At 39.2% G+C, this 24,565-nt stretch carries 22 protein-coding genes; 11 read left to right on the top strand and 11 right to left on the bottom strand.

Going from position 1 to position 24,565, the window contains the following annotated elements; all coding sequences use genetic code 11:
• Window positions 1–104 precede the first annotated feature (104 nt).
• From NZD88_RS17125 to NZD88_RS17110, 4 genes are all read right to left on the bottom strand, one after another.
• On the bottom strand, window positions 105–1,028 hold the full coding sequence (locus NZD88_RS17125; RefSeq protein ID WP_259830746.1) for a T9SS-dependent choice-of-anchor J family protein: 924 nt from the start codon (window positions 1,026–1,028) through the stop codon (window positions 105–107).
• Window positions 1,029–1,104: 76 nt separating this feature from the next.
• Complete coding sequence (locus NZD88_RS17120; protein WP_259830743.1) at window positions 1,105–2,403, bottom strand: hypothetical protein; 1,299 nt, start codon at window positions 2,401–2,403, stop codon at window positions 1,105–1,107.
• Window positions 2,404–2,699: 296 nt separating this feature from the next.
• Window positions 2,700–6,008 (bottom strand): TonB-dependent receptor, encoded by a 3,309-nt coding sequence (locus NZD88_RS17115; RefSeq protein ID WP_259830742.1) that lies wholly within the window; start codon window positions 6,006–6,008, stop codon window positions 2,700–2,702.
• 61 nt (window positions 6,009–6,069) lie between these two features.
• A complete protein-coding gene (locus NZD88_RS17110) occupies window positions 6,070–7,017 on the bottom strand; it encodes a FecR family protein (RefSeq protein WP_259830741.1) in 948 nt (315 codons plus the stop codon).
• 242 nt (window positions 7,018–7,259) lie between these two features.
• Between NZD88_RS17110 and NZD88_RS17105 the strand changes: the two genes are divergently transcribed.
• Window positions 7,260–7,886, top strand: a complete 627-nt coding sequence (locus NZD88_RS17105; protein WP_259830740.1) for an RNA polymerase sigma factor — start codon at window positions 7,260–7,262, stop codon at window positions 7,884–7,886.
• A gap of 65 nt (window positions 7,887–7,951) precedes the next feature.
• Here the strand turns inward: NZD88_RS17105 and NZD88_RS17100 are convergent, their stop codons facing one another.
• On the bottom strand, window positions 7,952–8,824 hold the full coding sequence (locus tag NZD88_RS17100; RefSeq protein ID WP_259830739.1) for an AraC family transcriptional regulator: 873 nt from the start codon (window positions 8,822–8,824) through the stop codon (window positions 7,952–7,954).
• Window positions 8,825–8,897: 73 nt separating this feature from the next.
• On the opposite strand from NZD88_RS17100, the gene NZD88_RS17095 reads away from it, so the two are divergent.
• Entirely contained in the window at window positions 8,898–10,277 is a 1,380-nt protein-coding gene (locus NZD88_RS17095; RefSeq protein ID WP_259830738.1) for an MFS transporter, read from the top strand.
• A 42-nt stretch (window positions 10,278–10,319) separates the two neighbouring features.
• Window positions 10,320–10,706, top strand: coding sequence for a hypothetical protein (locus tag NZD88_RS17090; RefSeq protein WP_259830737.1), 387 nt, complete (start codon window positions 10,320–10,322; stop codon window positions 10,704–10,706).
• A 313-nt stretch (window positions 10,707–11,019) separates the two neighbouring features.
• On the opposite strand, the gene NZD88_RS17085 is transcribed toward NZD88_RS17090, so the two are convergent.
• Window positions 11,020–11,640, bottom strand: coding sequence for a helix-turn-helix transcriptional regulator (locus NZD88_RS17085; RefSeq protein ID WP_259830736.1), 621 nt, complete (start codon window positions 11,638–11,640; stop codon window positions 11,020–11,022).
• A gap of 192 nt (window positions 11,641–11,832) precedes the next feature.
• Here NZD88_RS17085 and NZD88_RS17080 point away from each other — a divergent pair, with 192 nt between their 5' ends.
• The 5 genes from NZD88_RS17080 to NZD88_RS17060 all read left to right on the top strand — a co-directional run bounded on the left by NZD88_RS17080 (window position 11,833) and on the right by NZD88_RS17060 (window position 14,426).
• Window positions 11,833–12,459: a superoxide dismutase gene (locus NZD88_RS17080; protein ID WP_259830734.1), complete on the top strand. Its 627-nt coding sequence runs from the start codon at window positions 11,833–11,835 to the stop codon at window positions 12,457–12,459.
• Between the two features lie 29 nt (window positions 12,460–12,488).
• Window positions 12,489–12,989, top strand: a complete 501-nt coding sequence (locus tag NZD88_RS17075; RefSeq protein ID WP_259830732.1) for a DUF2480 family protein — start codon at window positions 12,489–12,491, stop codon at window positions 12,987–12,989.
• A gap of 6 nt (window positions 12,990–12,995) precedes the next feature.
• Window positions 12,996–13,562: an NADPH-dependent FMN reductase gene (locus NZD88_RS17070; protein ID WP_259830730.1), complete on the top strand. Its 567-nt coding sequence runs from the start codon at window positions 12,996–12,998 to the stop codon at window positions 13,560–13,562.
• A gap of 31 nt (window positions 13,563–13,593) precedes the next feature.
• Window positions 13,594–13,917: a 2Fe-2S iron-sulfur cluster-binding protein gene (locus NZD88_RS17065; RefSeq protein WP_259830728.1), complete on the top strand. Its 324-nt coding sequence runs from the start codon at window positions 13,594–13,596 to the stop codon at window positions 13,915–13,917.
• A 161-nt stretch (window positions 13,918–14,078) separates the two neighbouring features.
• On the top strand, window positions 14,079–14,426 hold the full coding sequence (locus NZD88_RS17060) for a 4Fe-4S dicluster domain-containing protein (RefSeq protein ID WP_259830727.1): 348 nt from the start codon (window positions 14,079–14,081) through the stop codon (window positions 14,424–14,426).
• A 168-nt stretch (window positions 14,427–14,594) separates the two neighbouring features.
• On the opposite strand, the gene NZD88_RS17055 is transcribed toward NZD88_RS17060, so the two are convergent.
• Window positions 14,595–15,530 (bottom strand): ketopantoate reductase family protein, encoded by a 936-nt coding sequence (locus NZD88_RS17055; protein WP_259830725.1) that lies wholly within the window; start codon window positions 15,528–15,530, stop codon window positions 14,595–14,597.
• A 311-nt stretch (window positions 15,531–15,841) separates the two neighbouring features.
• The gene (locus NZD88_RS17050; protein ID WP_259830724.1) at window positions 15,842–16,423 is read right to left on the bottom strand and encodes a Crp/Fnr family transcriptional regulator; all 582 of its coding nucleotides are present in this window, start codon (window positions 16,421–16,423) and stop codon (window positions 15,842–15,844) included.
• Between the two features lie 166 nt (window positions 16,424–16,589).
• Between NZD88_RS17050 and NZD88_RS17045 the strand changes: the two genes are divergently transcribed.
• Window positions 16,590–17,462, top strand: coding sequence for an NAD(P)-dependent oxidoreductase (locus NZD88_RS17045; RefSeq protein ID WP_259830723.1), 873 nt, complete (start codon window positions 16,590–16,592; stop codon window positions 17,460–17,462).
• Here NZD88_RS17045 and NZD88_RS17040 read toward each other — a convergent pair whose 3' ends face one another.
• The 3 genes from NZD88_RS17040 to NZD88_RS17030 are packed head-to-tail and all read right to left on the bottom strand — an operon-like array spanning window position 17,463 to window position 20,323.
• The gene (locus NZD88_RS17040; RefSeq protein ID WP_259830722.1) at window positions 17,463–18,905 is read right to left on the bottom strand and encodes a beta-lactamase family protein; all 1,443 of its coding nucleotides are present in this window, start codon (window positions 18,903–18,905) and stop codon (window positions 17,463–17,465) included.
• Between the two features lie 46 nt (window positions 18,906–18,951).
• Window positions 18,952–19,314: a hypothetical protein gene (locus NZD88_RS17035; RefSeq protein ID WP_259830721.1), complete on the bottom strand. Its 363-nt coding sequence runs from the start codon at window positions 19,312–19,314 to the stop codon at window positions 18,952–18,954.
• 16 nt (window positions 19,315–19,330) lie between these two features.
• A complete protein-coding gene (locus NZD88_RS17030) occupies window positions 19,331–20,323 on the bottom strand; it encodes an MsnO8 family LLM class oxidoreductase (RefSeq protein ID WP_259830720.1) in 993 nt (330 codons plus the stop codon).
• A gap of 170 nt (window positions 20,324–20,493) precedes the next feature.
• Between NZD88_RS17030 and NZD88_RS17025 the strand changes: the two genes are divergently transcribed.
• Window positions 20,494–21,549 carry a helix-turn-helix domain-containing protein gene (locus NZD88_RS17025; protein WP_259830719.1) on the top strand — a complete coding sequence of 352 codons (1,056 nt, stop codon included), beginning with the start codon at window positions 20,494–20,496 and terminating at the stop codon, window positions 21,547–21,549.
• A 148-nt stretch (window positions 21,550–21,697) separates the two neighbouring features.
• The gene (locus NZD88_RS17020; protein ID WP_259830717.1) at window positions 21,698–24,550 is read left to right on the top strand and encodes a TonB-dependent receptor; all 2,853 of its coding nucleotides are present in this window, start codon (window positions 21,698–21,700) and stop codon (window positions 24,548–24,550) included.
• The last annotated feature ends 15 nt before the right edge of the window (window positions 24,551–24,565 follow it).

Below are 24,565 nucleotides of genomic sequence, written 5' to 3'. Positions count from 1 at the left end.
AAAATTCTCTGCGGGGAAGCTTCAAATCTGTTTTGATCGATTAAAGTTTTCATGGTCAATTCCTCCAGAAATCATCTGTAGGTTGGTGGATCATGACTGTTTGCTTATTTTTTGATAAACTTCAGTCTTTCGATTGTTTTTCCGTCAGAAACTTCCGCTATATACATTCCCGCTTGCAATGATGCTACAGAGACGGATTTGCTGTATGGTGCTGAAAGTATCTTCTGTCCGGCTCCATTGTAAATAGTAACCTGAGTTATATTGTCTTTAAAGGCTGGATTTAACTTAAGCTGAAGGAATTCCTTTACCGGGTTTTCCATTATTTGAGTTACATTTTCTTTCTTCTTTACATCCTTTGTACCCAGGAATGTTGATGCATAAATAGCCATTTCATCGATGTTAATATTCTGCAGATTGTTTCCGCTCGGTTTTCTGTTAGACCACATCCCGATGTAGATCTTTTTACCGGCAAAAGCAGAAATATCAATAAGATTTTCTTTAAACTGAGTAAGATCACTTGGGAAAGGGTTGCTGGAAGTTCCGGCTATGATTCGGTATGGACTTGGAATATCATTTCCGCTTGCATCTACGGTCATTGCCTGGAAATCTGACAATTCAGGAACCGGCTTCTGAGGGGTGCTTACATAAATAAACAGATCACGTCCAAAATTAAGGTGTGTGGTTCTCTGTCTTCCGATATAGGCGGCCAGACTGATGGTCCCGGCTGCTCCTTCCAGATTGATCTGCGGAGAAATAATCCAGTCGTTTTCGGTACCGAAACCGGCAGTATTACCTGTAGGAACCAAACTTACTGAATACCGGAGAACTCCCGAAGTACCATAAGTAAGAGCGGTACCATTGAAGTAGATATTTTGTCCCTGTACCCATCCGTTTCCGTTGTTGTTAAGGTCATGGGTAGTCCATCCCTGAAGATCAGCGGGGGTATCAAAAGAATTGCTCCATACCTGAAACTGTGCTACGGCAGCCTGTGATACCAATACAATAGATAATAAAAATAGTTTTTTCATAATACAGATTATTAGAGATTTTTGAAAAATAAAAAGCAGGGAAAGACATGGGAAGCTTCCCCTGCATGTAAGGTTTTTATTCCTGAATAGAGAAGTTATATTTTGTCCAAGTTCCCTGGAAGTTTCCACAGTTTCTAGGAGATACGTTCCATGGTCCTTCGTTGAAGAACGGCTGGCTCATACCCCAAGATGAAGCAGTAGTTCCTGTTAATAGGTTAGCAGCAGGAATTCCTGATGTACCTGTACCTGTAACAGAAGTTGTAAATCCGTGTACCTGGATCGAGTTTAGGTTGGAAGCTGAAGAAAGTTCAGAACCTGTACCTTCTACTTTGATTCCTACAGGATATCCTGACACAACTACGTTGTTTAATGTTAATTTACCTCTTCTTCTGATGTGGATTCCGTTTTCGTATGCTGATCCCTGACCAGAGATACCACTTTTAGCACCTATTATCGTAAGATTGTTGATGACAGGATTGGTAATAAGCGGGGTAACAGAACCGTCTGCATTGTTATCAAGCTCAATACCGTTTGAGTCCGGGCTTGATCCGCTAAGACTGTGTGTAGAATTGTAATCAGCTAAAGCCAGTGCACATGTGATGGTTCCTGTATATCCGTTGTCGAAGTCAAAATTATCATCATCCGCAGCAAAAGAAACCAGGTTAGAAGCATTAACGGTACCTCCGAAGAATTCGAAAGAGTCATCTTTACCGTAAGAAACCTGGATATGATCTAAAGTAGTTCCGTTTCCAACACCTCCTAAAGTAAGTCCGTTGATTTCGTTTCCTGAGTTTGGAGCGAAAAGATCAAATCCTGCAAATTCAATACGAACATATTTCAATGTTCCACCGTTGTGAGATGCATTGGTACCTCCGTAATAAAAATCTGAACCTGTTAATCCTTCAATCGTTTTAGTATCAGGTGTATTGGTAGGTGCATTACCTAACATAATCACACCCCCGAAGTCACCAGGAGCAGCCGTTGTATTTTCATCTCCGTCTAACAGTTTATAACTTGTAAAAATAATTGGCTGAGATTCTGTACCTGTAGCATCAATAGAACCTGCTTTAGAAATCACAAGAACTCCTGTAGCCGTATTCGATGCATTTGGTTTTGCTTTAATGAAAGTTCCTGGCTGGATTGTTAATTTAGCACCGTTCTTTACCGTTACGATACCATCAAGTTCTACTACACCACTCCATGTTGTATTTGAAGTAATATCACCGCTTACACTTGTTACAGGAAGTGAAGAAGCTGTAATATATTCCGCAGAAGCAGACTGCATTTCAAACGGAGTAGAAGAATCTGCAAGGTGATCATTTTGACAAGCAGTAAGAGATAATGCTGCAACAGCAATTAAAGTTAGTTTTTTCATTGTTATAATTTTTACTAGATCCGGTTATATTATTTTTATGACCGAAATTTTAATATTTAGGAACATCCGCCTCTATATTCCTGCGATTTGGTTTTATCTTCACCCTGCATTTCAGGAGGAGCTGTCCTGCCGGGGTTCCCTGCTTATCCACTGCTATCCGGGAACAATAGCAGCGTCCGGTTTTTATCTGATCCGGTACTGCTGTGCGCATCATCAGTATTGATCCGGATCGTCCTCAGGTTTCCGAAACCTGTACATTGCATTAATGAGCTCTTTATTCTGTTTTTTATAATCTTTTAAAAGGTATAGTTCACGCTTACCCCGAATACCCTTCCACTGTAAGCACGGAATGTAATCTTATCGATATTTTTGTCATATTTGTCCGTAGCTCCGGGGAGAAGCTGCCACGCCTCACGATCTGTTGATATCGTACTTCCCGCAGATCCGTTTGGCACCGAATAGGAGTTGAAATTGTTATAAAACTCTTTCACCCTGTTGAAAAGGTTCCTGACATTGAATTTAACTTCCAGATTTCTATTCCTTAAGAATTTATAGGAAACCTGGGCATCTGCTACTGCATACGGACGCTGTATTTCTTCACCGTTATAGGCATATCCTACAGTGATATACTGATCGCCTTTAGCATTGTATAAAAAACTGGCATTTAAACGGGTTCCATCGTAGGTCACTCCTAAATTATAGGCATATGGGGTCTGTCCGTAAAGAGGTCTTTCCACTTCGTAGGTTGGATCATTATCACCCGTTTTATACTGGTCTTTAAAAGCGATTACTTTGGTTGTGTTATACGTGAAATTTCCATTGATATACAGTTTCTCTAAAAGAGATCCCTCTGCGATAAAGCCCAGATTTTTCCGTACTTCCACTTCTACTCCTTTCAGTTTTGCATTTTTAGAATTTCCGTTGTACAGAAACAGGTTTCCTTCGTTAGAAAGACGTCCTTCACGCTCAATAGGCCTGTCGATATCCTTATAATATAATCCTGCAGAGAATATTTCACCCAGACCCGGAAACCATTCAAATTTAAAATCATAATTATTGACTACCGCTGAGGTCATTTCTGTATTATAAATCAAACCGTTGGCTACCGGATCAAAATACGGCAGTCCTGTTCTCTCATTGAACTGAGGGCGAATAACCGTTTTGTTGTAGGCAAGCCTTAGATTGATCTTATTGGTAGGGCTGTAAGTGAAGTTCGCGGAAGGCATCCATTGCCATGGCTTATCATCTACAGGAGCTTTTGTAATCGTCTGATTATCTGACGTGTCCAACTGTTGAGAAATAAGGTCATACTTAAAATATTCAGCACGAAGTCCCCAAACCAACCTTAATTTATTCTTCCATCTGTTGTCAAACATCACATAGAATGCATTTTGGGTTACTTTCCCTTCATACTTATCATTTTTATACATGGGTCTGGTTTGCCAGCCTATGCCTCCCGGCGCATATTTAGAACCGTCAAACCATTGCGCTAAAGAGCCATACATGGTGATAAAGTTTTTTTCGCTGCTCGGAACGTCCCTGTTTTCATCCACTCTTAAAAAAAACTTCTCCTGCTGGTTGGTATTGTTTTTTATAACACCGGCATAGCCTGCTTTAATATCATTTTTAAAGTTTCCTGCATCCATATTCCATTTGACGGAAGTTCCATAGTTATAATCCGTCTCTTTATTGGCGATGTATCCTCTGTAAAAATTGGACCCGGAATTATAGATCCTGTGATAGGTAAGGATCTCACTTCCTATAAAATCATAAAGACTCAGGTATTGTGTATAATCTTTAGTATCAGATTTCACGCCTGTCCTTGCAGCAAACCAGTTGATTTCTGCATTTCCTATTTTATGATTTCCTTCCAGTTTATTCTGCAAAAGCGTCTGGTAAATAGGATAATTGGTATTGTCTGTATAGGGTTTGTCTAAACCTTTGATCTGTGCGGGATCATTATTAGGAATAATTCCGTGATACAGATAATTATAGGAGGCTTCAGCATTGGCAGCCATTCCGCTACCTCCTGTATATTCATTCCAGCCTGTCACTCGGGTCAATGTATTATCGTAGATATGGGTGTAAGAATTACGGAAGGAAATTCTGTTTTTTCCTAGTTGTAACCCGAAATTCAACATTCCTGCTAACGTAGAATTATAATTATAGGAGGCTCCTTTATTTTTGAAATTGTAAAACACGATAGGATCTGTCCCATTCGCCTGCCAGTCCGGATCATAAGGTACTGTGGTGTCCAGCCAGTTTCCTCTTCCTGTGTGGTCAATATCCAGTTTATTCTGTTCATTCCTGACAGTAAATGCTCCGGCAAATCCCCATTTATTGCTATTGTTAAGGGCAAAAGTTCTTCCCAGAGCCACCTGCAAGTTTGATCCCATATCAGCTTTGGTCCTGAAGGTGCTGAAGTTGTCATTGGTAAATCTTTTAGACTGTTCAAAAAACAGAGGATTGTTCCAGTCTGTAGCTTCCAGACCTTTAGGAAAATCTCTTGTTCCGTCATCATATCCGAAATAATCATATTTTCCCTGCTTACGGGTCAGAAATTCTTTAAAGGCCGACTGGTCATTATAGGAAGTTCCTACGCTTACTGTCGTAAAGTTTTCATTGGGAATATCTTTCGTTCTTACTTCTACGTAACCGCCTGCAAAGCTGGCATTCATATCCGGTGTTGCGGTTTTGCTCACCACAATGCTTTCCACCATCGAAGTAGGAATAATATCAAATGAAAAGTTCTGGTTATATGCCTCGGTACTTGGAAGGTTGATCCCGTCCATCGCTGCTGTATTCCAACGTTCTCCCATGGAACGTACCACTACATATTTATTATCGATCGTCGTGATTCCCGTTACTCTTTTCAATGTTCCGCCAACGTCATTATCGGGAGTTTTTGCGATCTGTTCAGCAGAGATTCCGTCACTCATCTGAGCCGCTTTTTTCTGTTGGGCGAGAAGTCCTGCCTGGGTATCTGCTTTTCGGGTGGCCGTAATGACCACTTCTTTAATATCTGTTATTTTATCCGATGCCTGTTTCATCGCAAATGATACCATACTGGTTTCATTATTGCTGACTGAAAGTTTTTCTACCCTCAGTGGGCTGTATTTTGAAGCTTTTACAGTAAGTGTATAGATTCCTGAAGGAAGATCCACTACAAAATCGCCGTTGTTATCGGTTAGGATGGTCTTCTTTGCAACGGTAACTTCGGCTCCGGTAACGGGATTTCCTATTTCGTCGACTATTTTACCGGAAATCCGGCCGTCTCCTGTTACAGAAATACCTGTGCCTTCATATTTTATTGAAATCAGATCTCCGCGGAGACGGAATGCTACCGGAAGTCCGCTTGTAATATCTTTAAGACAGTTGTTGACAGAAGTATTTTCACATTTTACGCCTTTCACTTTTAGTTCTTTGATATCCATTTTAGAATAAGCCAACCGCATTCCCGTTTTTCCGGCAAAATCTTCCAGCACCTCAATAAGAGGCCTGCTTGCCGGGACAGTGAATGATACTTTCTGGACCAGTTCCTGTGCTTCGGCTGCTACCGTAAAAAATACTGCCACAACGGTAAGACCGCATTTCAATCTTTTCATATGTTCAAATTCTCTTTTGATTAAAAGTTTATTTTTTAATGTTAATTCCCGAGGTTGATTTCTATTTTTTCAAGGTGTAGATATGATCTTCTTTATGTACTTCCAGTCCCAGTATAAAGGCCAGTGCTTCCATATTTTCATCAGCCGCGCCTCCTGTAAAGTCTGCTGTAATCCTTTTCTCGGCAGTCTCCTTTGGGTATATAATCTTGATTTTATAGTTGGCCTGCATCACATCTGCAACTTCTTTAAATGAAACATCATTGAAGCTTAATGACAGCAATTCTGCTTTCTGTATCCCTGATTTCTTTTCTGTAGTAATGGATATCACTGCTGTGGTATGCGCGATCCCGAAATTCGTCCACTTCTGATTGGGTTTCAGGTAGGAAACTTCCGTTCCAACCGAGGATACAGCCACTTTTCCTTCATAAAGGTGTACGGATTTATCTTTCCCGGACTGGGAGATTTTAAAAACAGTCCCCAATACTTTGGTACTGAAACCGTCCGCCTGTACAATGAATGGATGTGTTTTTGATTTGGCTACAGAAAAAACAGCATCTCCTTTCAGATCTACAATCCTTGTGGAAGCAGGAAACGATTTATCAACGGTAAGTTCTGCTCCTTTTAATAAAGTCACTACGGAACCATCTTTCAGATAGATGGTACGGTTTCCGGAGGCAGCAGTATAGGTATCCGGTTTAGAAAAAGTATGATAAGTAAGGATTCCTCCTATTGACAACAGAAGTATCACTACAGCCGCAGCAGCGTAAGCGTATTTTTTTAATTGATAAACCGGGGCATTTTTTACAGGTTTGATAAAATACAGTTCCAATGCAGATAAAACTCTTTCTTTAGATTCTTTCATATGAATCTTATCCAGATCTTCTTCCGCCTTATTTTTCCATTGACTTAATAATTCATCTTCTTTTTCTGAGATTTTCTCTTCGGAAACTTCCCTTTGCCAGAGCTTAAAAACGAAAGCTGCAGTATTCTTATATGGTTGGCTTTTCATAAAATATTTCATGGTATTCACAGATACTTCTATCTATAAGACTGTGAAAATGAAAAACTTCCCCAGGCGGTTCTTAATATTGTATTCACATTACAACCAACCTGTTAATAATTTTAAGCAGATTTCATGTTTTCTCAACATTTGATTCACATTTCGGGGATGTTTTTCAGAAATAATTAATCTTAGGATCCCCAAAGTTCATAAAAAGTTAATTTTCCTTTAGGTAATTTTGCGGTACCAATATGAAGCCTACAGACCATATAATATTAAAGAGAATAAAATCAGGGGACCGTCCTGCATTCATGCTGCTTTATGAGCGGTATTGGGATAGTCTTTACCGTTTTGTTTTTATGAGAACGAGAGACAAAGAAATGTCGGAGGAACTGCTTCAGAACCTTTGGATCAAGATTCTTGAGGATACGGCTTCCATACATACCGATGAATCTGAAAGTGCAAAAGGATACCTGCTGCGATACCTCCATTACCGGATCATCGACCATTATAACAGCTCTAAAAAGATACCGTCTACCATCAGTATTGACGAATTTGATCCTTCCGGAGAAATGAACATTTCAGATACAGAATATTTTGAAATCCTGGAAGAAAATGAGGTCTCTGCTTTACTGTCTATGATTGACGAGGTGGTTTCACAGCTTCCTTCCACGGAGCAAAGTGTGTATGACATGAGAATCAGAAGAAATATGTCAGTTGATGAAACGGCAGAAGCTTTAGGCATCAGCAACAAAACCGTAAGTAATAAATTAAGCAAAGCTTTAGGGGAAATACGGGACCAGCTGAATCCGGAATACCAGTCTTCTAAAAAACTGGTATCTATACTTATGCTGATGGAGATATTGACGAAGTATTGAATTTCAGGAAAGGAAGCTGGGTGTCTGAAGAGGGAAGTTATAAAGTCGGGAAAAACAAACTACCCCTAAATTCCTTCGTGATCTGGTTTAATTAAAGCACTCTTTCTGAATTCTTTAGGCGTCATATTCCTGTGCTTTTTAAAAAGTTTGGACAGGTGACTTTCATCACTGAACTGAAGTTCATATGCGATTTCACTGAGTCGGACACTGCTGTACTTCAGGTAGGTTTCAACCAGTTTCAGGCGGTAATCCAGCAGATAGTCCTGATAAGAGACACCGGTATGTTGCTTAAAATATTCTCCGAAATAATTTTTGGAAATCCCGAAATGATCTGCTATTGCATGAATCCTGGTTTTCTCCTTATCTTTTACATGCTCCTGGATATAAGTGATGATCTTCATGACAGAGAAAGCTTTTGTGTTCTGCTGCAGATCGGAAGTTTCACTGTATATGATATTTCTGGCAATAAGATTCAGCAGAATAGAGATCGCGTTCCGGATGATCAGATAATCATTCGTTTTATTCTTATACTCCCTTGCAATCTGTACAATAAGGACTTCAGCAAATCGTTCGTCATCCTTATTACGGAATACACAGCCAGCTCTTGCATGATAATTAGTGCTGATATACTGCAATTTATGGAGGTTTTCACAGCTTTCTATACGGTCTGCTTCCAGTCTTATTTTATCAATGAATTCAATGGGGCACTGGATGACGGCCAGTTCTGCATCTTCGCTTTTAAAACGATACAGCTGGTGTTGGGGAATGATAAAAAGCTTAGATGCTTTGAATGTAATGGTACGTTCGTCATAAGTAAGCATTCCCTGCCCCCTTAGAACATAAACCAGTGAAAGAAAGGTTTGGGTTTTGAGAGTGATTTCTTCATGGCAAATCTTGATTTCCTTCACATCAATGCGCTCAACGGATAACAACTTCATGTTTCAGTACTTTTTTTTCCTCCAAAAATACAATTTTACAGGTACAATAAGGGGTTAATTTTGCAAAAAAAATATGAATATTTATCCTAAACGATGGCAGGCTCTTGGATATCTGACCGCCGGAGCTTTTCTTTCTCCATTGGATTATTTTATCGTCAATATGGCCCTTCCTTCTATCAAAAAAGCTTTTAATGCCAGTGATCATCAGCTGCAGATGGTCGTTGCCATTTATGGACTCACTTACGCAGCCCTTGTGGTCTGTGGCGGTCGTTTAGGAGATTTATATGGCCGAAAGAAAATATTTATCCTGGGATTATACATCTTTCTATTTTCATCGCTTGCCTGTGCTTTTTCTCCTGATATCACATTTCTGATTATCGCCCGCCTGTTTCAGGGAGTTGGGGCATCTTTTCTGGCGCCGCAGGTTCTGGCCTCCATCAGAGTTCTGTTCGACAACAATGAACAGCCCAGAGCAGTAAGTATCTTCAGTTCTGTATTCGGACTGGCTTCTGTGGCGGGACAATTGCTGGGGGGCTTTCTGCTCAATCTCCATTGGACTGCATTTTCATGGGAAATGGTATTCCTGGTGAATGTACCGGTTACCTTGCTCTGTATGATCGGTATTCATTTTACAATGGACAATAACCGGGAAGAGAGAAGACAAAATATTGATTTTACCGGAGCATTCCTGCTCATCATTTCGCTGCTGATGATCATATGTCCCATTATTTTCGGCAGGAAATACGATTGGGCATGGTGGATATTTGCCATTCTGTTATCGGGGATTTTCGTGTTGGTAATGTTCTATAAATATGAGGTCAAATCATTGCGTGAGGCTAAGCCTGTATTGATAGATCCAACTCTTTTGGGGCACCGCCCATTTGTTCTTTGCCTTCTGATTATTTTCTTTTATAATTTTACGTCGGGGCTGTTTATCTGTTATCCGTACTATTTGCAGCAGTTTTTGCACCAGAATCCGATAGAAACAGGCCTGGCTATTATTCCATACGGGATAGCTTTCTTTCTTGGACCGCTGCTTGTTGCGAGGATAAAGCTGTCTTCACATACTCTGATCTATGCAAGTTTGGGTCTGCTAATTGTTGGATTTACCCTGACTTCATTATTCATTGTTTTTTATGAGAAACCATCCCCTATAATGGATATCAGTCTGTTTTTGGCAGGATTGGGTCATGGTATTATTATGCCTGTGATGATGCGGAAAACCATAGCGTTGGTCAGTAAAGAAAAAGCAGGTCAGGCCTCTGGTTTGATTAGTATCAGCATACAGATTGGTAGTGTAACCGGTGGGACCATTATTGGAACTGTCTTTTTCAGTGCTATAGAATATGTAGGATTTCCAAAAGCTTTTGCTCTGGCAGTCTTATTAATTGCTGTAGTTCAGACCGTAGGGATTTTCATCAATAGAAAGCTGTTGAAATATCGCGAAAACTAAATTTCATTCCTTTTTAATGCAAAACATTATATATTTAAACTTATGAATAACACAGAGAAAATCATTAGAGAAATCAAAGAATTCCATATCGATATTGAAGCTTGGTTTCGTGGAAAAGAGGATCAGGAGAGCCTTTACGAAAAGCTTCTGTCCGGTTTTCATGAAGATTTTAAAATGATCACTGGTAATAGTGATACCATCACTTTAGCTGCATTTTCAGAATGGCTTCCGGGAGCCTATGGTCAATTTCCTGACCGAAAGATCGTCCTTGAAAATATTGAGGTGCGCGCTACCGAAAATCATGGATTGGCTTCTTATATTGAAATTCAGACGACAGGAAGTACGGTGACACGTCGTAAATCATCTGCGATATTTGTGGTTGACGAGGAAAGGGCATTCTGGCTTCAACTTATTGAGAAGTGGATTTAATAATATTGTGAAATTGCAATTTAGGTTTTGGCTAAAGCCATTGGTAATATTTGTAAATTAAAAGCGGGCTAAAGCCCGCTCCTATTGAATTTTAATTGGGTGATTTTATATATTTCAGAAAAACCGGTTTGAAATTTTATCATAGAAATTTGGCTAAAGCCGGATGAATATAATTCCATTTTACAAGCGGGTTAAAACCCGCTCCTATTGATGTTTAGTCAAAAAATCTTTTATCTTTTATCTTTTATCTTTTATCTTTTATCTTTTATCTTTTATCTTTTATCTTTTATCTTTTATCTTTTATCTAAAAAAATCACCCACTAATTTTATACACACACCGCTGCCCGCCAGACAAAATATGGTTTACCCTTTCTACCTGATAGTCTTTCCCGATGAGGTTCCGGAAATTAGACAGTTCGGCGCGGCAAAAACCCTGGCATTCAGCGGCAGCAGCACAGATTGGGCAGTGATTCTCTATGAGGAAATAATCATTGCCTTCTTTTGTCCATTCTGCCATATACCCTTCTTCACTGCGGGCTTTTACCAGGACGTCCAAACGCTGCTCCAGAGATTCTGCTTTTATCAGGGCTTTTTCATACCGCTCGTACGTATTCTTTTCCCGGTCATTGATTAATAGATCCAATGCATTTTCTCCCAGGAGATTTTTTACCGAGCGCAGAATCTGTACCGTTACATCAGCATGGGAATCTGGAAACTGGGCTAAACCTTTTTCTGTAAGGGTATAATAGGTAGAGGGCCGCCCTACTCCTTCGCTTTTTGAAATGGAGGTGATGAGCCCTTCTTCAGCAAGATTGAGTAAATGCTTCCGCGCACCCTCTTTTGTAATAGAGAGTTCTTTAGAGATCAAAAGTGAGGTGGCTTCTCCTCTCATTTTTAAAAACATCAGGATTCGGTCTGCTGCCGGCTTCTTCATTTGACAATATTTAAGTTGTTTTATTTCCTACAACAAATATAGTCATTTTCTATAATTTCCAATTTTAATGATTAATTCAATCATAATCAATTTATTGCATTTAAATTGATCCGCCCTATAAAACAACCATAAAGTTGTTTTATTAAAATATATTGTTACCTTTGAAACACATTAATCAAAAAAAATAAAATAATGAACTCATTTACATTACCTCAGCTTCCTTATGCTTATGATGCTCTGGAACCGTTTATAGATAAAGAAACAATGACCATTCATCATCAACGTCACCATAAGGCCTATGTTGATAATTTGAATGCAGCTTTACAGACAGCTGGAGAAACTTCTACCGATCTGGATTCCATCCTTCAAAGAATCAGTGAATACAGCCCTGCCGTAAGGAATAACGGTGGCGGACACTTCAACCACTCTTTATTCTGGGAAATTCTTTCTCCACAACCGAAATTAAATCCTGATGGAAAACTGGCAGAAGCCATCAAGGCCAGTTTTGGAAGTCTTGAAGATTTTAAAGCTGAAATGAAAAAAGCCGGTCTCGGACAGTTCGGTTCCGGATGGGTATGGCTATTGGTAAAATTCAGTGGCTCGCTGGCTATTACTTCTACACCCAATCAGGACAATCCCATGATGGATACCCAATCTGTCAGCAGAGGTTTTCCTATCCTTGGAATAGATGTCTGGGAGCACGCTTATTACCTGGCTTATCAGAATAAAAGAGCAGATTATCTGGATTCATTCTGGTCTGTTTTGGATTGGTCGGCCGTAGAAAAAAAATATGAAGAAGCTTTATCAAAAATCAGATAGTCCTATTAAACATTGATTAAAAATCAATTATGAATCAGAAAATTTTCATCAATAAAGCAGAAGCTTCGGGAATTATTGCCCTTGATCTTTTAAACTACAAACCTACTACAGAAATTGTAGAGCTGGATATCAAAGACCATCTTTTTATGGGCATGATTGTAAAGGAGAAAGAATTTAAAGAATCCATTGCTGCCGTAGATTTTTCTGTGTACAACGAAAAAGCTGTAGGGATCATCTGTTCTACCGATGCCATCATTCCACCGTGGGCATTTATGATGTTAATGGAAAAATTATCCCCTTATGCTGTGTATGCCGATTTAAATAATGCTGAAACGGTTCTGCTGGATCTCTGGAAACGCCGTCTCATGTATGCAGACCTGAAATGCTATAAAAATCAGAAAGTGGTCGTCCGGGCAAGCACTGATCATGATCCTGCACTTTATTTATTAGCAGCCGGGCTCCTGAAACCTATCGTTAAAAGTCTGATGTATGGTGAAATTGGCTTGCCTAAAGTCATTTTTAAAACTTAAAAAACAATGAAAGCAATTATATTTAACGGTTCATTAGAACAAAGACCGGAATCTACCTCTGGACGGATTTCCCAATACTTTGCAGAAAGAATAGAGAAATCTGGATTCCAAACGGAGGTCTTTACACTGGCAGATTCAGGGATTCCTCTTTTTGATGTGACGCTTACGAAAACACCTCTAGCTGTAGAGCGTATGACCCAACTGTTTCTGGAAGCAGACATTCATTTCTGGCTTGCCCCGCTTTACCACGGAAGCATTCCGGGAGTGATGAAAAACTGCCTGGATTGGCTTGAAGTGACTTCCGGTCATTATCAGCCTTACCTTACAGATAAAACGGTTGGACTCGTGTGCTGGGCAGATGGACTTCACGCCATGCAGGGTATCAATACAATGGATGCGGTCGCAAAATCTCTTCGGGCATGGCCTATTCCTTTCAGTATTCCTGTGATCAGAGCGGCATTATTCGACCATGAAGATCCAACAAAAATATCTTCCCTGTATTCTGATAAATTTGATAAGCTGATCAATATTGCTACAACAAAAAGGATAGAAAAAGTACAACACCATCATTAAAACTACCAGGATCAACACTTGACTGATTATCATGAAGGACGAAATTACGATTACGGTAAAGGATCAGGACGGAAATATCCATGAACTGATCTGCCCGCTGGAAATGGGGCTAAGCCTTAAAGATCTATGTAAAGCTTACGAACTGCCAATGGAAGCGATGTGCGGAGGAATGGCGATGTGCGCGACCTGCCATTGCTACATTCTGAATGAAACTTCAATGCTGCCAGAAAAAGGAGATATTGAAAAAGCACTCTTATCTGAACTTTTTACGACTTTACCTTCCAGCAGACTGGCTTGCCAAATTCAGCTTACGGCAGCAATGGATGGTCTTTTCATAGAAATTGCACACAATTAATTCCTAAAAATAAAAGAAAGCTGCCTGGGCAATGAACCGATCAATGCCTGCAGCCCACTGTTTTTTTTCATTTAAGTTATGTTTAGACGAAGGGATTTCCGAAACCATCAAAGGTGGAAAGAAATCCCTTTTTTAAAACCAACCTGTAAACTAAAATATATATGGCTATTACAATAACAGATGACTGCATCAACTGTGGAGCATGTGAACCTGAATGTCCTAATTCAGCGATCTATGAAGGTGCTATTGACTGGCGTTGGCAGGATAAAACCAAACTTTCCGGAAAAGTGGTCTTTCCGGACGGTACTGAAGCTGATGCAGGAGCCTATCAACAGGCCTACGCTGACGATGTCTATTATATTGTCCCCGGAAAATGTACGGAATGTAAAGGTTTCCATGAAGAACCTCAGTGCAAAACGGTTTGTCCGGTAGACTGTTGTGTAGATGATCCGGAGTACCGTGAAACTGATGAAATCTTATTTAGACGGCAGGAGTTTTTACATCGCTAAACGAATCTTTGTTTTTAAACACTAATCCCACCAATATTTTGCACAAATGATCACAAATTGGCCTGCAAAAATCTGTGAGAATTTTTTGCTGGTCATAGTTAAAAATCAATAGAGGCGGGTTTTAACCCGCCTTTCCTGTAAAATTTTTCCTCTGGCTTTAGCCAAAACCTATTTTTTCTTAACCTCATTATAAATTTTTTGTGTGAAAGGTGTTTCGATACCCAATTCCTTTCCAAAATTCAAAACGGCACCACCCAATAATTCGAGTTCGTTATTTCCTTTTCCGGAATTGACATCCAACTGCAGAGATGTAGGCGTTTCGAAGGGAAATCCAGCTGCTTTTTCAAAGGTTTTCTGAATGATATCTTCGTCTAAAGCGATCTCTTTTTTATCAGCGATCATTTTTATTTCTTTCATGATTTCTGATGCTTCCTGCTTCTGTTCATCATCTGCGCATACTGTTCCGATGGAAGAATTATGTTTCGCTGTTACCAATCCGAAACTGGCGATGAAAATATATTTAGTCCAGATATCCGTCAGTGAATTGTCTTTAAAATCGAAGTCAATTTTACTTTCCTTCAGTAGGTCCACTATCCAGTTCACATCAGCAGAAAAGTGTTGTGGATCTCTGCCAACGATCATTTTCCCTGCCTTTCCTTTATGTCCTACAATCCCTTTTTCTTTGATATGGGAAGCGACATACAGACAGGTCGGCAGAATGATGTTATCGGGAATTATTTTTCTTATTCTTTCATAAATATCCGCGCCGTTCATCATGGGAAGCAGTACCGTTTCGCTGCTAATCACCTCTTTAAGCTGGCGGCAGATATTTTCAAGATCATATTCTTTAACACAAATCAATATTAAGTCTGCATTCTCCACGTCACTGATATTCAGTTCTACAGCATCAGGACGGGTATGATCTACAGGATGCTCAGGTGAGATCAGAACCAGTCCGTTTTCTTTTACCTTCTGATAGGTTTCTCCTCTGGCTACAAAACTGACTTTATATTTTTTGGAGGACTCATTTTCCTGGCTGATTTTGAAACCGAAATATCCGCCTACTCCACCCAATCCAACCACTGCAATATGTTTCTTAGTCATAAATTTATTTTTAACAAAGATGAGGTCCAAATTCTAATATATCACTTGACAAATGAAAAGAAATTAGATTTCAGATGCCAGATTTCAGATTTCAGATTTCAGACACGAGACTTGAGACTTGAGACTTTTATTAATATTAGAAAATGTCAATCGTTAATTTTGCTTTGTAAGTGAATAGTAAATGATAAAGTCACGATGCAAGACATCAGATACCAACCGGCAACTCATTAACTCAATCATTAGCAACCAGCAACTCAATACACTCCTATACTCTCAAACCCAAAAACCCTCCAACTCTAAAACTCGTACGGTTACATTTTATGAATGTCTCTTCTGATGCGGCTCAATGAACTGTCTTTAATCCCTAAATATGAAGCAATAACCTTCAGAGGAACATGCTGGAAGATATCCGGATGTTTTTTCATCAGATTAAAATATCTCGTAGAAGCTTTCTGGCTGGCCATTTCGATCAAGCGGTCATGAATGCTGTAATAATTAAGAACAAAAAGAAGCCTGCTGAATTCTCTGAATTCCGGAATGTTATGAAAATTATGCTGTACATTTTCTAACCCCGTTTCCCAGAAAGAACAGGCCGTAATGGTTTGGTAAGTTTCCTTGGCAGACTGCTGTCTGAAAAACGACAGAAAGTCATTGACAAAACAGGGTGCCACGTAAATATTAGTTGTGATTTCTTCATTGTCCTCATTCAGAATAAAGGAACGGACATAGCCTTTTTCCAGGAAATAGGTCTTGGTACTGATCTCATCTTTATGAAGGACAACTTCATTAGCTTTGAGTTCAAAGTGACTGAAGGTCTCTGTGATTTTTCCAACCACTTCTTCTTTGATGTCAAATAAAGAATGGAAATAGTTATTAATTGAGGACTTATTCATGATCATAAAGTGTCGCAACAAAAATCAAAATTAAGCAAAATCCCGAACACTTCCTTTATTAATCGGTTTTATCAATAATTACCATCGAAACAATATGCGCAACCGCTTAAAAAAAATGAGGAGATTTGTATTTTCAAACAAGTCATCATTTCAAAAATTATCTATATTGAAAACTCAGCCCGTCATTGCAGTTCTTTTTCCCGGAGATATGGGAACCCAAATAGCCAAAGCACTTATAGACCATAATTTTAAAGTCATTACTGCAGGCGAAGGAAGATCGGCAAAGACATTGGAAAATATACAAAAATCCGGCATTACAAATACCCATTATCTTCAGGACACTATTGAACAGGCAGATGTTATCCTTTCTCTTACCAGCCCGGAAGGAAGCCTGAAAATGGCAGTACGTATTATTTCCTGTCTGAAAGCAACTTCAAACCGTCCTCTTTATGTAGATTTAAATTCCAATACTCCGGCCCTTGCCTCATCAATTGAAGACCTATTTTCGGCTGTAGATGTTCCTTTTGTGAACGGAGCAGTAATGGGAGCTTCCAAAGATGTTCCTGACCATGCTGTGTTGGTGGTGAGCGGTATTTACAGACATTTGTTTATCAATCTGTTTGCTTCTGTTTTTAAAATAAAAGATGCCGGTGAAAAAACAGAGGCGGCATCAGCGTACAAACTCCTATTTTCTATGGTGAATAAAGGGATGAACGCTCTATTTTTTGAAACCATGACTGCAGCAGCCCATTTCGGAATCCTGGATGAGCTGAATGAAAGTCTTCAGGAATTTCTTCCCGGAACCTATCAGGACCTCATTAAAACAACGCCTACCTATCCACAGCATATTGTGAGAAGAATCGATGAAATGAAAGGTCTGGCCGAAATGCTGGAAAGCGAAAACCTCCCTAACATCATTGCTTCCGGAACTGCCCAAACCTTCGAAAGGGTTTTAGAATCTGGTATTTTTGAAAATGAAAAACCTGAAGGAGTTATAGAAACGCTACAGAATTTTAAAAAATTATCTGACAAAAAGTAATCAGCGATTTTTTAATTTATCTAATATAAATTTCCAGTGAAGATTCTCTGGTTCAAGTTCCTGGGCTTTTTTGAAATATTCGATAGCCTGTTGCTGATCTGAATTTCTTTTATACATTTCGCCCAGACTTTCGTAAACGAGCACATTTCCCGGATATTCACTTCTGTTCAGTTCAAATATTGTAAGAGCATCCTCTGTTCTATTCATTCTTCTCAGCTCATGTCCCAAATAATTAAGCTGGTATTCATTAAAACTCAATTTGGGATCTTTAAGCTTCTTCAGTTTTTTGTATAGCTGAATAGTCTCAGTAATTCCATCCTTTTTTACACTTGCTCTGAGTGTATCTAATAATTTCCAGGAATAGTCATATGGCTCCAGTTTATAAGCCGAATCCATAATATGTGCCCCGATATCCGTAATTCCGTTATTTGAACTGGATAAAACAACAACACCGAATTTTTTATTCTTATCAATTCCAATAAAAGTTCTGAAACCGGGTGTTCCACCATCTTTGAAAAGTATATTCCGTCCGTCATCTTCCCAAAGAGTCCAGCCCATTGTTGAATAGGTAAAATGGTTTTCTTTTTTAGCTTGTTTCTGATGAGTAAGTTCCATAGCCGTCAATAGATCGGATTTGATAAACCCTAAATTGGCAGCTGCAAAAGTAAGCATATCATCTACGTTGGATCGTAGTGCGCCTCCCGCTTCTATGGCGGACAGGTCTATCAGATCTACAGGCTGTCCGTTTTCCGCATGTCCTGTCGCTATATTTTTTTTAAGCTTTGGTGTCAGGGTAATGACCGTGCTGTTCATATGCAGCGGCTTACATATCTCCTGTTTCATCAGTGTTTCGTAGTTCTTTTTCTCAGCAACTGACGTTAGAATAGACCCTAATATCCCGTATCCTACATTAGAATATCTCCATTTCGAATCAATATCGATATCAGGTTTATAGTTTGAGACGTATTCAAACAGCTGCTTTTCGCTGTAATCAACATAGGGTTTATCCCAATCTTTCGGGTCTGTATTATAGGGAAAGCGGGGAAATGTACCTCTGTGAGTAGATAAGTTCAACAGCGAAATTTCTTTTCCGTTACGCACAGGACTTTTGACATTTTTAGGTAAAAATTTTGAAAGAGGATCATCAAGATTTACCTGATGCTTTAAACTCATATCCGCCAATGCCAACGCGGTGAATACTTTGGTAATGGACCCAATTTCATAGATGGTATTTTCATCTGGCTTCCTCGGTTCGTCATCACTGATTATTCCTTCACTGAATATCCGCCTGCCATTAGCATCGATAATTCCTACAATAATACTTTTGCTTCTTTTGCTGTTAACCGCTTCTTTAATCAATATTTTAATACTGTCGGACAATAATTGTGCAAAAGTTGAATTAAGGCCAACTAAAATGAAAATCAGAGTCAGGTGTTTTTTCATTTTTGTAAATTAATGTTGATTAAAGTCTTATTTTGAAGCATCAGCTCTAGAACTCTTCCCAGCCTTCATTCTGTGGGTCATATTTTGCAAATTCACCCGTATCTGTAAACTCAGACGCAGTCATTCCTACTTCAAAGATAGAACTTTCACTCAAATTTGCATTGAAATAAAGGCTTGTATCGGTAAGTAAGGCGCTTCCAAAATCTTCATCAGGATGACTGAAATGAATTCCCGTTTCATCCTCTCTTACCAATACATATTTATATTGTAAAAGGCGTTCTTTCAATCCCGCCATTTGCTCTCCGGTGAATGGGACAAGATTTTCTTCACGGTCAAAAAAGCTGTCATCATCGGCGGCCTTCTCTTTTTCTTTTGTTTCAATGCTGAATAACTGGATATTATAGCTCATGAGGGATATGTGATTATCAGTTCGCCAATATAATACTTTTATAGGTATCTAAGCGGTCTGTTTCTCTAAACATATTACAGAGGATGATTAATTCATCCGTATCATACTCCTCAGCTTTTTCCTGGAGCCTCGCTGAAATATTTCCCGGAGTGTCTATGATGATATGTTCAAGGATCTTAAAGAATTCTTCTTCATCTTTGCTTCCTAATATTCTCTGTTCAACTGTTTTCGAGGGAAGAAGTCCTTCCGGCGCCTGAATATGCCTTGCCTGCAAAAACTGATAAGCCATTCCATAGGCATTATATTGAGCTGATTTCAAATCTTCTGCTACAGATACCGCAACAGCTACCTGAAGCGAAGGAACCGGACTGTACTGGTTTCTGTCAAATTCTCTTAAATAAGTTTCAGTACTTTCCGTTCCCAGATCATTTCTCATAAAATCAGCATACGAATAGCCTACGCCATGTTGAGCTGCTTCTCTGGCAGATTGAATTCCAGAGCCAAGCCATAGGATTTCAGGCAGATGAATAAGGCCTTTTGGCTGGGCAATAAGTCCATCATAGATTGCTTTTTCTTCTTTAATATATCGTATAATCTCTTCAAGTTTTGTTTCCTGACTGGATAAAACAACGGGTCGGTGGTTATTCAATGCGGATACGGCATCTTTTAAACCTCCCGGAGCTTTCCCTAAACCCAGGATAAAACGGTCCGGATAAAGGCTTCCCAGCATTTTGGCCCATTCTGCGATCTTATAAGCCGAATAATTTTTCATCATGATCCCTCCCGTTCCTACTTTGATGCGTTGGGTTTTGCTTAATACGATGGCAGACAGAATTTCAGGACTTGAACTTCCGTATGCTTCCACCCCGTGATGTTCAGAATAGATCACCCTATGAAATCCTGCTTTATCAGCAAAAAGTGCCAGATCAATGCTGTTCTTCAATGCCTGTAATGAACTTCCCCCTTCAATGGTCGGAGATTGGTCCAGGATCCCTAATTTCAATTTCATACCTGCTGTTTACTTTTAATTTAAAACTAAATATTTACTGATTGAACACTTATACTTTTGAAAATGAGCATTGGTCCCTGAAAACTTTTTATAAAAATACCAAAAATTTAATGATCCGTTAAAAGCATACTTCCTGTTTATTGATAATTTTGGGCAGATTTAAACTGGCTATGTTGTACATTTTAATGGTTGTCATCCTGCAGGCTGTAATTACGCTGGCTGTCTTACTCTGTCTTGCCAAGAACAGAAAGTCTTTTCACAATATGCTATTGCTCTATATTGTAACCGTAGTAGTGGATATGGGCTATGAATATTTTATCATCCAAAGATTCGGCTATGAATCTATTCTTTATGAAATACCGGGCAGTCTGAGAGTTTTTAAAGGTCTGATATTTCTATACATTACTTTTTATCTGATCAATTTTAAACACCGGGATAAACTGAAGTACCTGCTTTACCCTTTCTCTCTGATCGTTCTCATCCATACCTTTGGATTGTCAGCAAAGTTATTTGGTTACAAAGAAGGGGATCTGATTATAGGTTTATATTCAAAGTATTTTGCTAATTATTATATTCATTATTGGACAGGAAGTCTGATCATCTGTATTGTTTTGTTGTCCCTGCATCAAAAAAAGATCGAAAATCCTTTTATAAAAAAGTTCCGGCTGTTTTTAACTTTCGTATTACTGAGTGTATTGACTTTCTGGGGCGGCTACAAATTAGGCCTGGATATTCTTCTGTTTCAAAAAATGTATAATCTTTCTTTTTTAATTCAGTTCGCCTGGATATTGTACGTTTATGTTTTAACGTACCACGAACAGCAGAAGAAAGACACACTTATAGTCCCTGAAGAGCCCGTTTTTAAGGAAAAATATCAGTACAAAGATCTTTCTAAAATAGACTTTGAAAAAATAAAATCCTCCATAGAGGAATTTTATGGCAAAAGCATCATCTATCTGGATGAAGACTTTACCCTGGAGCAGCTTTCGCAGTATTTATCTATTTCCAGAACCGATCTTACGATTACATTCAGTCAGTATCTGGCTTCCAATTTTCATGAATATACCAACCGCAACAGGGTTTTACAGTTCAAACGTATGCAGGAAGAAGAGCCTGATTCCAATGTGACAGACCTCGCCTACCAATGCGGATTTAAGTCCAAATCTACCTTTTACAAATATTTTAAAAAAGAATTCAACTGCCTGCCAACAGATCATGTTTTATAATACTCAAATGCTATATTACAATTATTTAACAAACATAAACAATTGAAAATAAATACATTAAATAATGTTCGAATCTAAACAAGTCTGTTAAAATTTAAATGAACTGAATTCTTTCTCAGGGAAAACATCTTTGTGCAAAATTTATAAAATGTTACGAAGAAGATTTTTTTTAACCACTGCAGCAGGCTTTTTTCTGGGTGGCCTTGCGATGGCCCAAACCACAGTTCATGGCGTTGTGATTGACCAGCAGGGGAACCTGCCTAACGCTTTAGTGTATCTAGAAAATAAAGCCGAAAAAATAACGTCCAATACAGACGGATCTTTTGTATTAAGCAATATTCCTGATGGAAATTACAGACTGATCATTGAATATACTGGCTACGAAACGATCTATTTCCCTTTTACAATTGCGGATAAGAAAGCGGTTGATCTGGGCTTAATCAGCGTAGGCGAAAAAAAGACAAAAGAGAATGCCATTCAGGAAGTCGTGGTAACCAGTGTTTACAAAGCATCACAGGCCCGGGCTATTACCATGAAGAAAAACTCCAATACCATTACGGAAGTGCTGAGTGCAGATGCTATCGGTAAATTACCTGACCGTAATGCCGCAGATGCCGTACAGCGTATGCAGGGAGTCTCCATTGAAAGGGATATGGGAGAAGGACGTTTTGTAGCTGTAAGAGGAACTCCGGTCCAGTGGACCTCTTCCACATTAAATGGCAGCAGAATGCCCAGTGCCAGCGGTGACAATGCCAACAGAGGAGTCCAGATGGATATCTTCCCTTCTGAACTTATACAAAGTGTACGTTTATCGAAAGCACTGACTCCTGATCTTGATGGCGATGCTATTGGCGGAAATGTAGATTTTATCACAAAAACGTCCCCCAACAAAGAAACACTGGCCATAAGTACCGCTACCGGATATGTAAATATGTCTAAGTCCCCGACGTTTAATTCTTCTATCGTTTATGGAAATAAAATTACGGAAAAACTGAAATTCATTTCTTCTGCGGTGATATGGCAGCGGTCAAGTGCTATAGACCAAATGCGGAATATTTTCAATTATGGTTTAGCAGATCAGACGGCATCCTACTCCATTAATCAATTACAGCTTCGCGATTATCTGGCGGAAAGAAGAACTTTAGGGTTCAATTACGCGATGGATTATGATATCAACAGTAAAAATAAATTGTACTTCAAAGGGCTGTATAGTCAATACAAAGACGGACAGTCTGTCCGGGAAACCTATTTTAATTTTGACTCTAAGAATGTTACTTTACAGGCAAGACATGCGGATTATCTTACCGATCTGTATTCCATGCAGGTGGGTGGGAATCATCAGGTAGGTCAACGGTTAGAAATAGACTGGTCTTTATCTAAAGCCAGATCAAGTTTTAAATTTAATTCTCCGGAAAATTTAGAAGACCACGACAGAGGCTACCCCATTGTGAATTTTGTACAGCCTATGACCTATGGGAATCTGGCTTCCGATGGTAGAAAGTATTTTGCGATGGATGCTCCGGGTGGAACGGGTGATCCGGCAGACTTTACCTTACCTCATAATCAGAGCCCGATTTCTGCCAATCAGCTAAAACTGAATCAGGTGATCCTCAGCCAGAATCGTAACAGCGAAACGGATCTGCGGGGTCAGGTGGATTTGAAATATACCGTTTCAGAGAATTTTAAACTCCAGTTCGGATCAAAATTCAATAATAAAGAAAAAGTAGTTGATGCCGCTGTATTGGTTTGGATGCCGAAATCAGCACTGGGCATTCCGGGATCTCCGGTAAGCTATATGAGCCAGTTTGAACAAATACCTTTTCCTTTTAAAGGAGGTTTCATGAATCCTGTCGGTAATCCTTATCAGTCAGTCATGATCAACCAGATCACTAACGGACAGATCGATCAATTTTACAATACTGATACTCAAAATAATCTGGGGCTGCAGCAGGTAAGCGGAAAGAACAGCAATTCCAATATGACCAGCTCCTACAGAGGAACAGAAAATGTATGGGCAACCTACGTAATGGGCACGTGGCGGATCAATGAGAACTTTCAACTGGTAGGTGGGGTAAGAAATGAATACAATGATATTTCCTTCTACGGCAAGAAAGTAGTTTCCGATAAGACCGGAACTACGACAGAAGATATTAAAGACGGGAAAAAGTACAATATATTTCTGCCTATGATCAATATGAAATGGAAACTGACCAAAGACCGAATACTGAGAGCTGCGTACACCAGATCTTTTGCCAGACCTGATTTTAATGACCTCAACCCAGGAACTATTGTCAATGATCTGTCTAATACGGTCACTCAGGGAAATACACAGCTGAATCCTACTTTTTCCAATAATTTTGATGTGATGTTTGAAAACTATTTTGGAAAACTGGATCTTGTCACCGCCGGAGCTTTTTATAAAGACATTACCGATCTTATCTACAAAGACCAGTCTATCCTTAATATCAACGGACTTCCGTACACCTTTACCACACCTAAAAATTTAGAAGGGGCAAAACTCTACGGTTTCGAAATCGGAATTTCCAAACGATTTGAAAGGCTTCCGGGATTTCTGAAACATCTTGGTTTTGAAGGAAATTACACCTATATCAATTCCGAAATGAAAATGCCTGTCTATGAAAACGGAAAACAGACCGGAACGATGAAAACCACCATTCCCAATCAGGCCAGGCATATTTTTAATACCATATTATTTTTCGAAACCAGTAAGCTCATGCTTCGTCTGGCTGGAAATTACAAGGGAGATTACGTCAGTGAAATAAGAACAGCTGCCGGTCCCGATCATTATCAGCATTTTGATAAAAACTTTACGGTAGATGCCTCTACGTCGTACAGCATCAATAAAAATATCAGACTATTTGTAGAACTGAATAATATTTTTAACGAGCCCAACCGGTATTATATGGGAGATAAATCCAGAGTGGAAAACCTCTCCTATTCCGGAATAAGAGGCCAGCTTGGTGTTAACTTCAATTTTTAATCTTACAAAATAACC

This window comes from Chryseobacterium pyrolae (assembly GCF_025153485.1).
Classification (GTDB): Bacteria; Bacteroidota; Bacteroidia; order Flavobacteriales; family Weeksellaceae; genus Chryseobacterium; species Chryseobacterium antibioticum.
The sequence above is the reverse complement of the archived record's forward strand: the minus strand, read 5'-3'. Positions and strand labels throughout refer to the sequence as shown.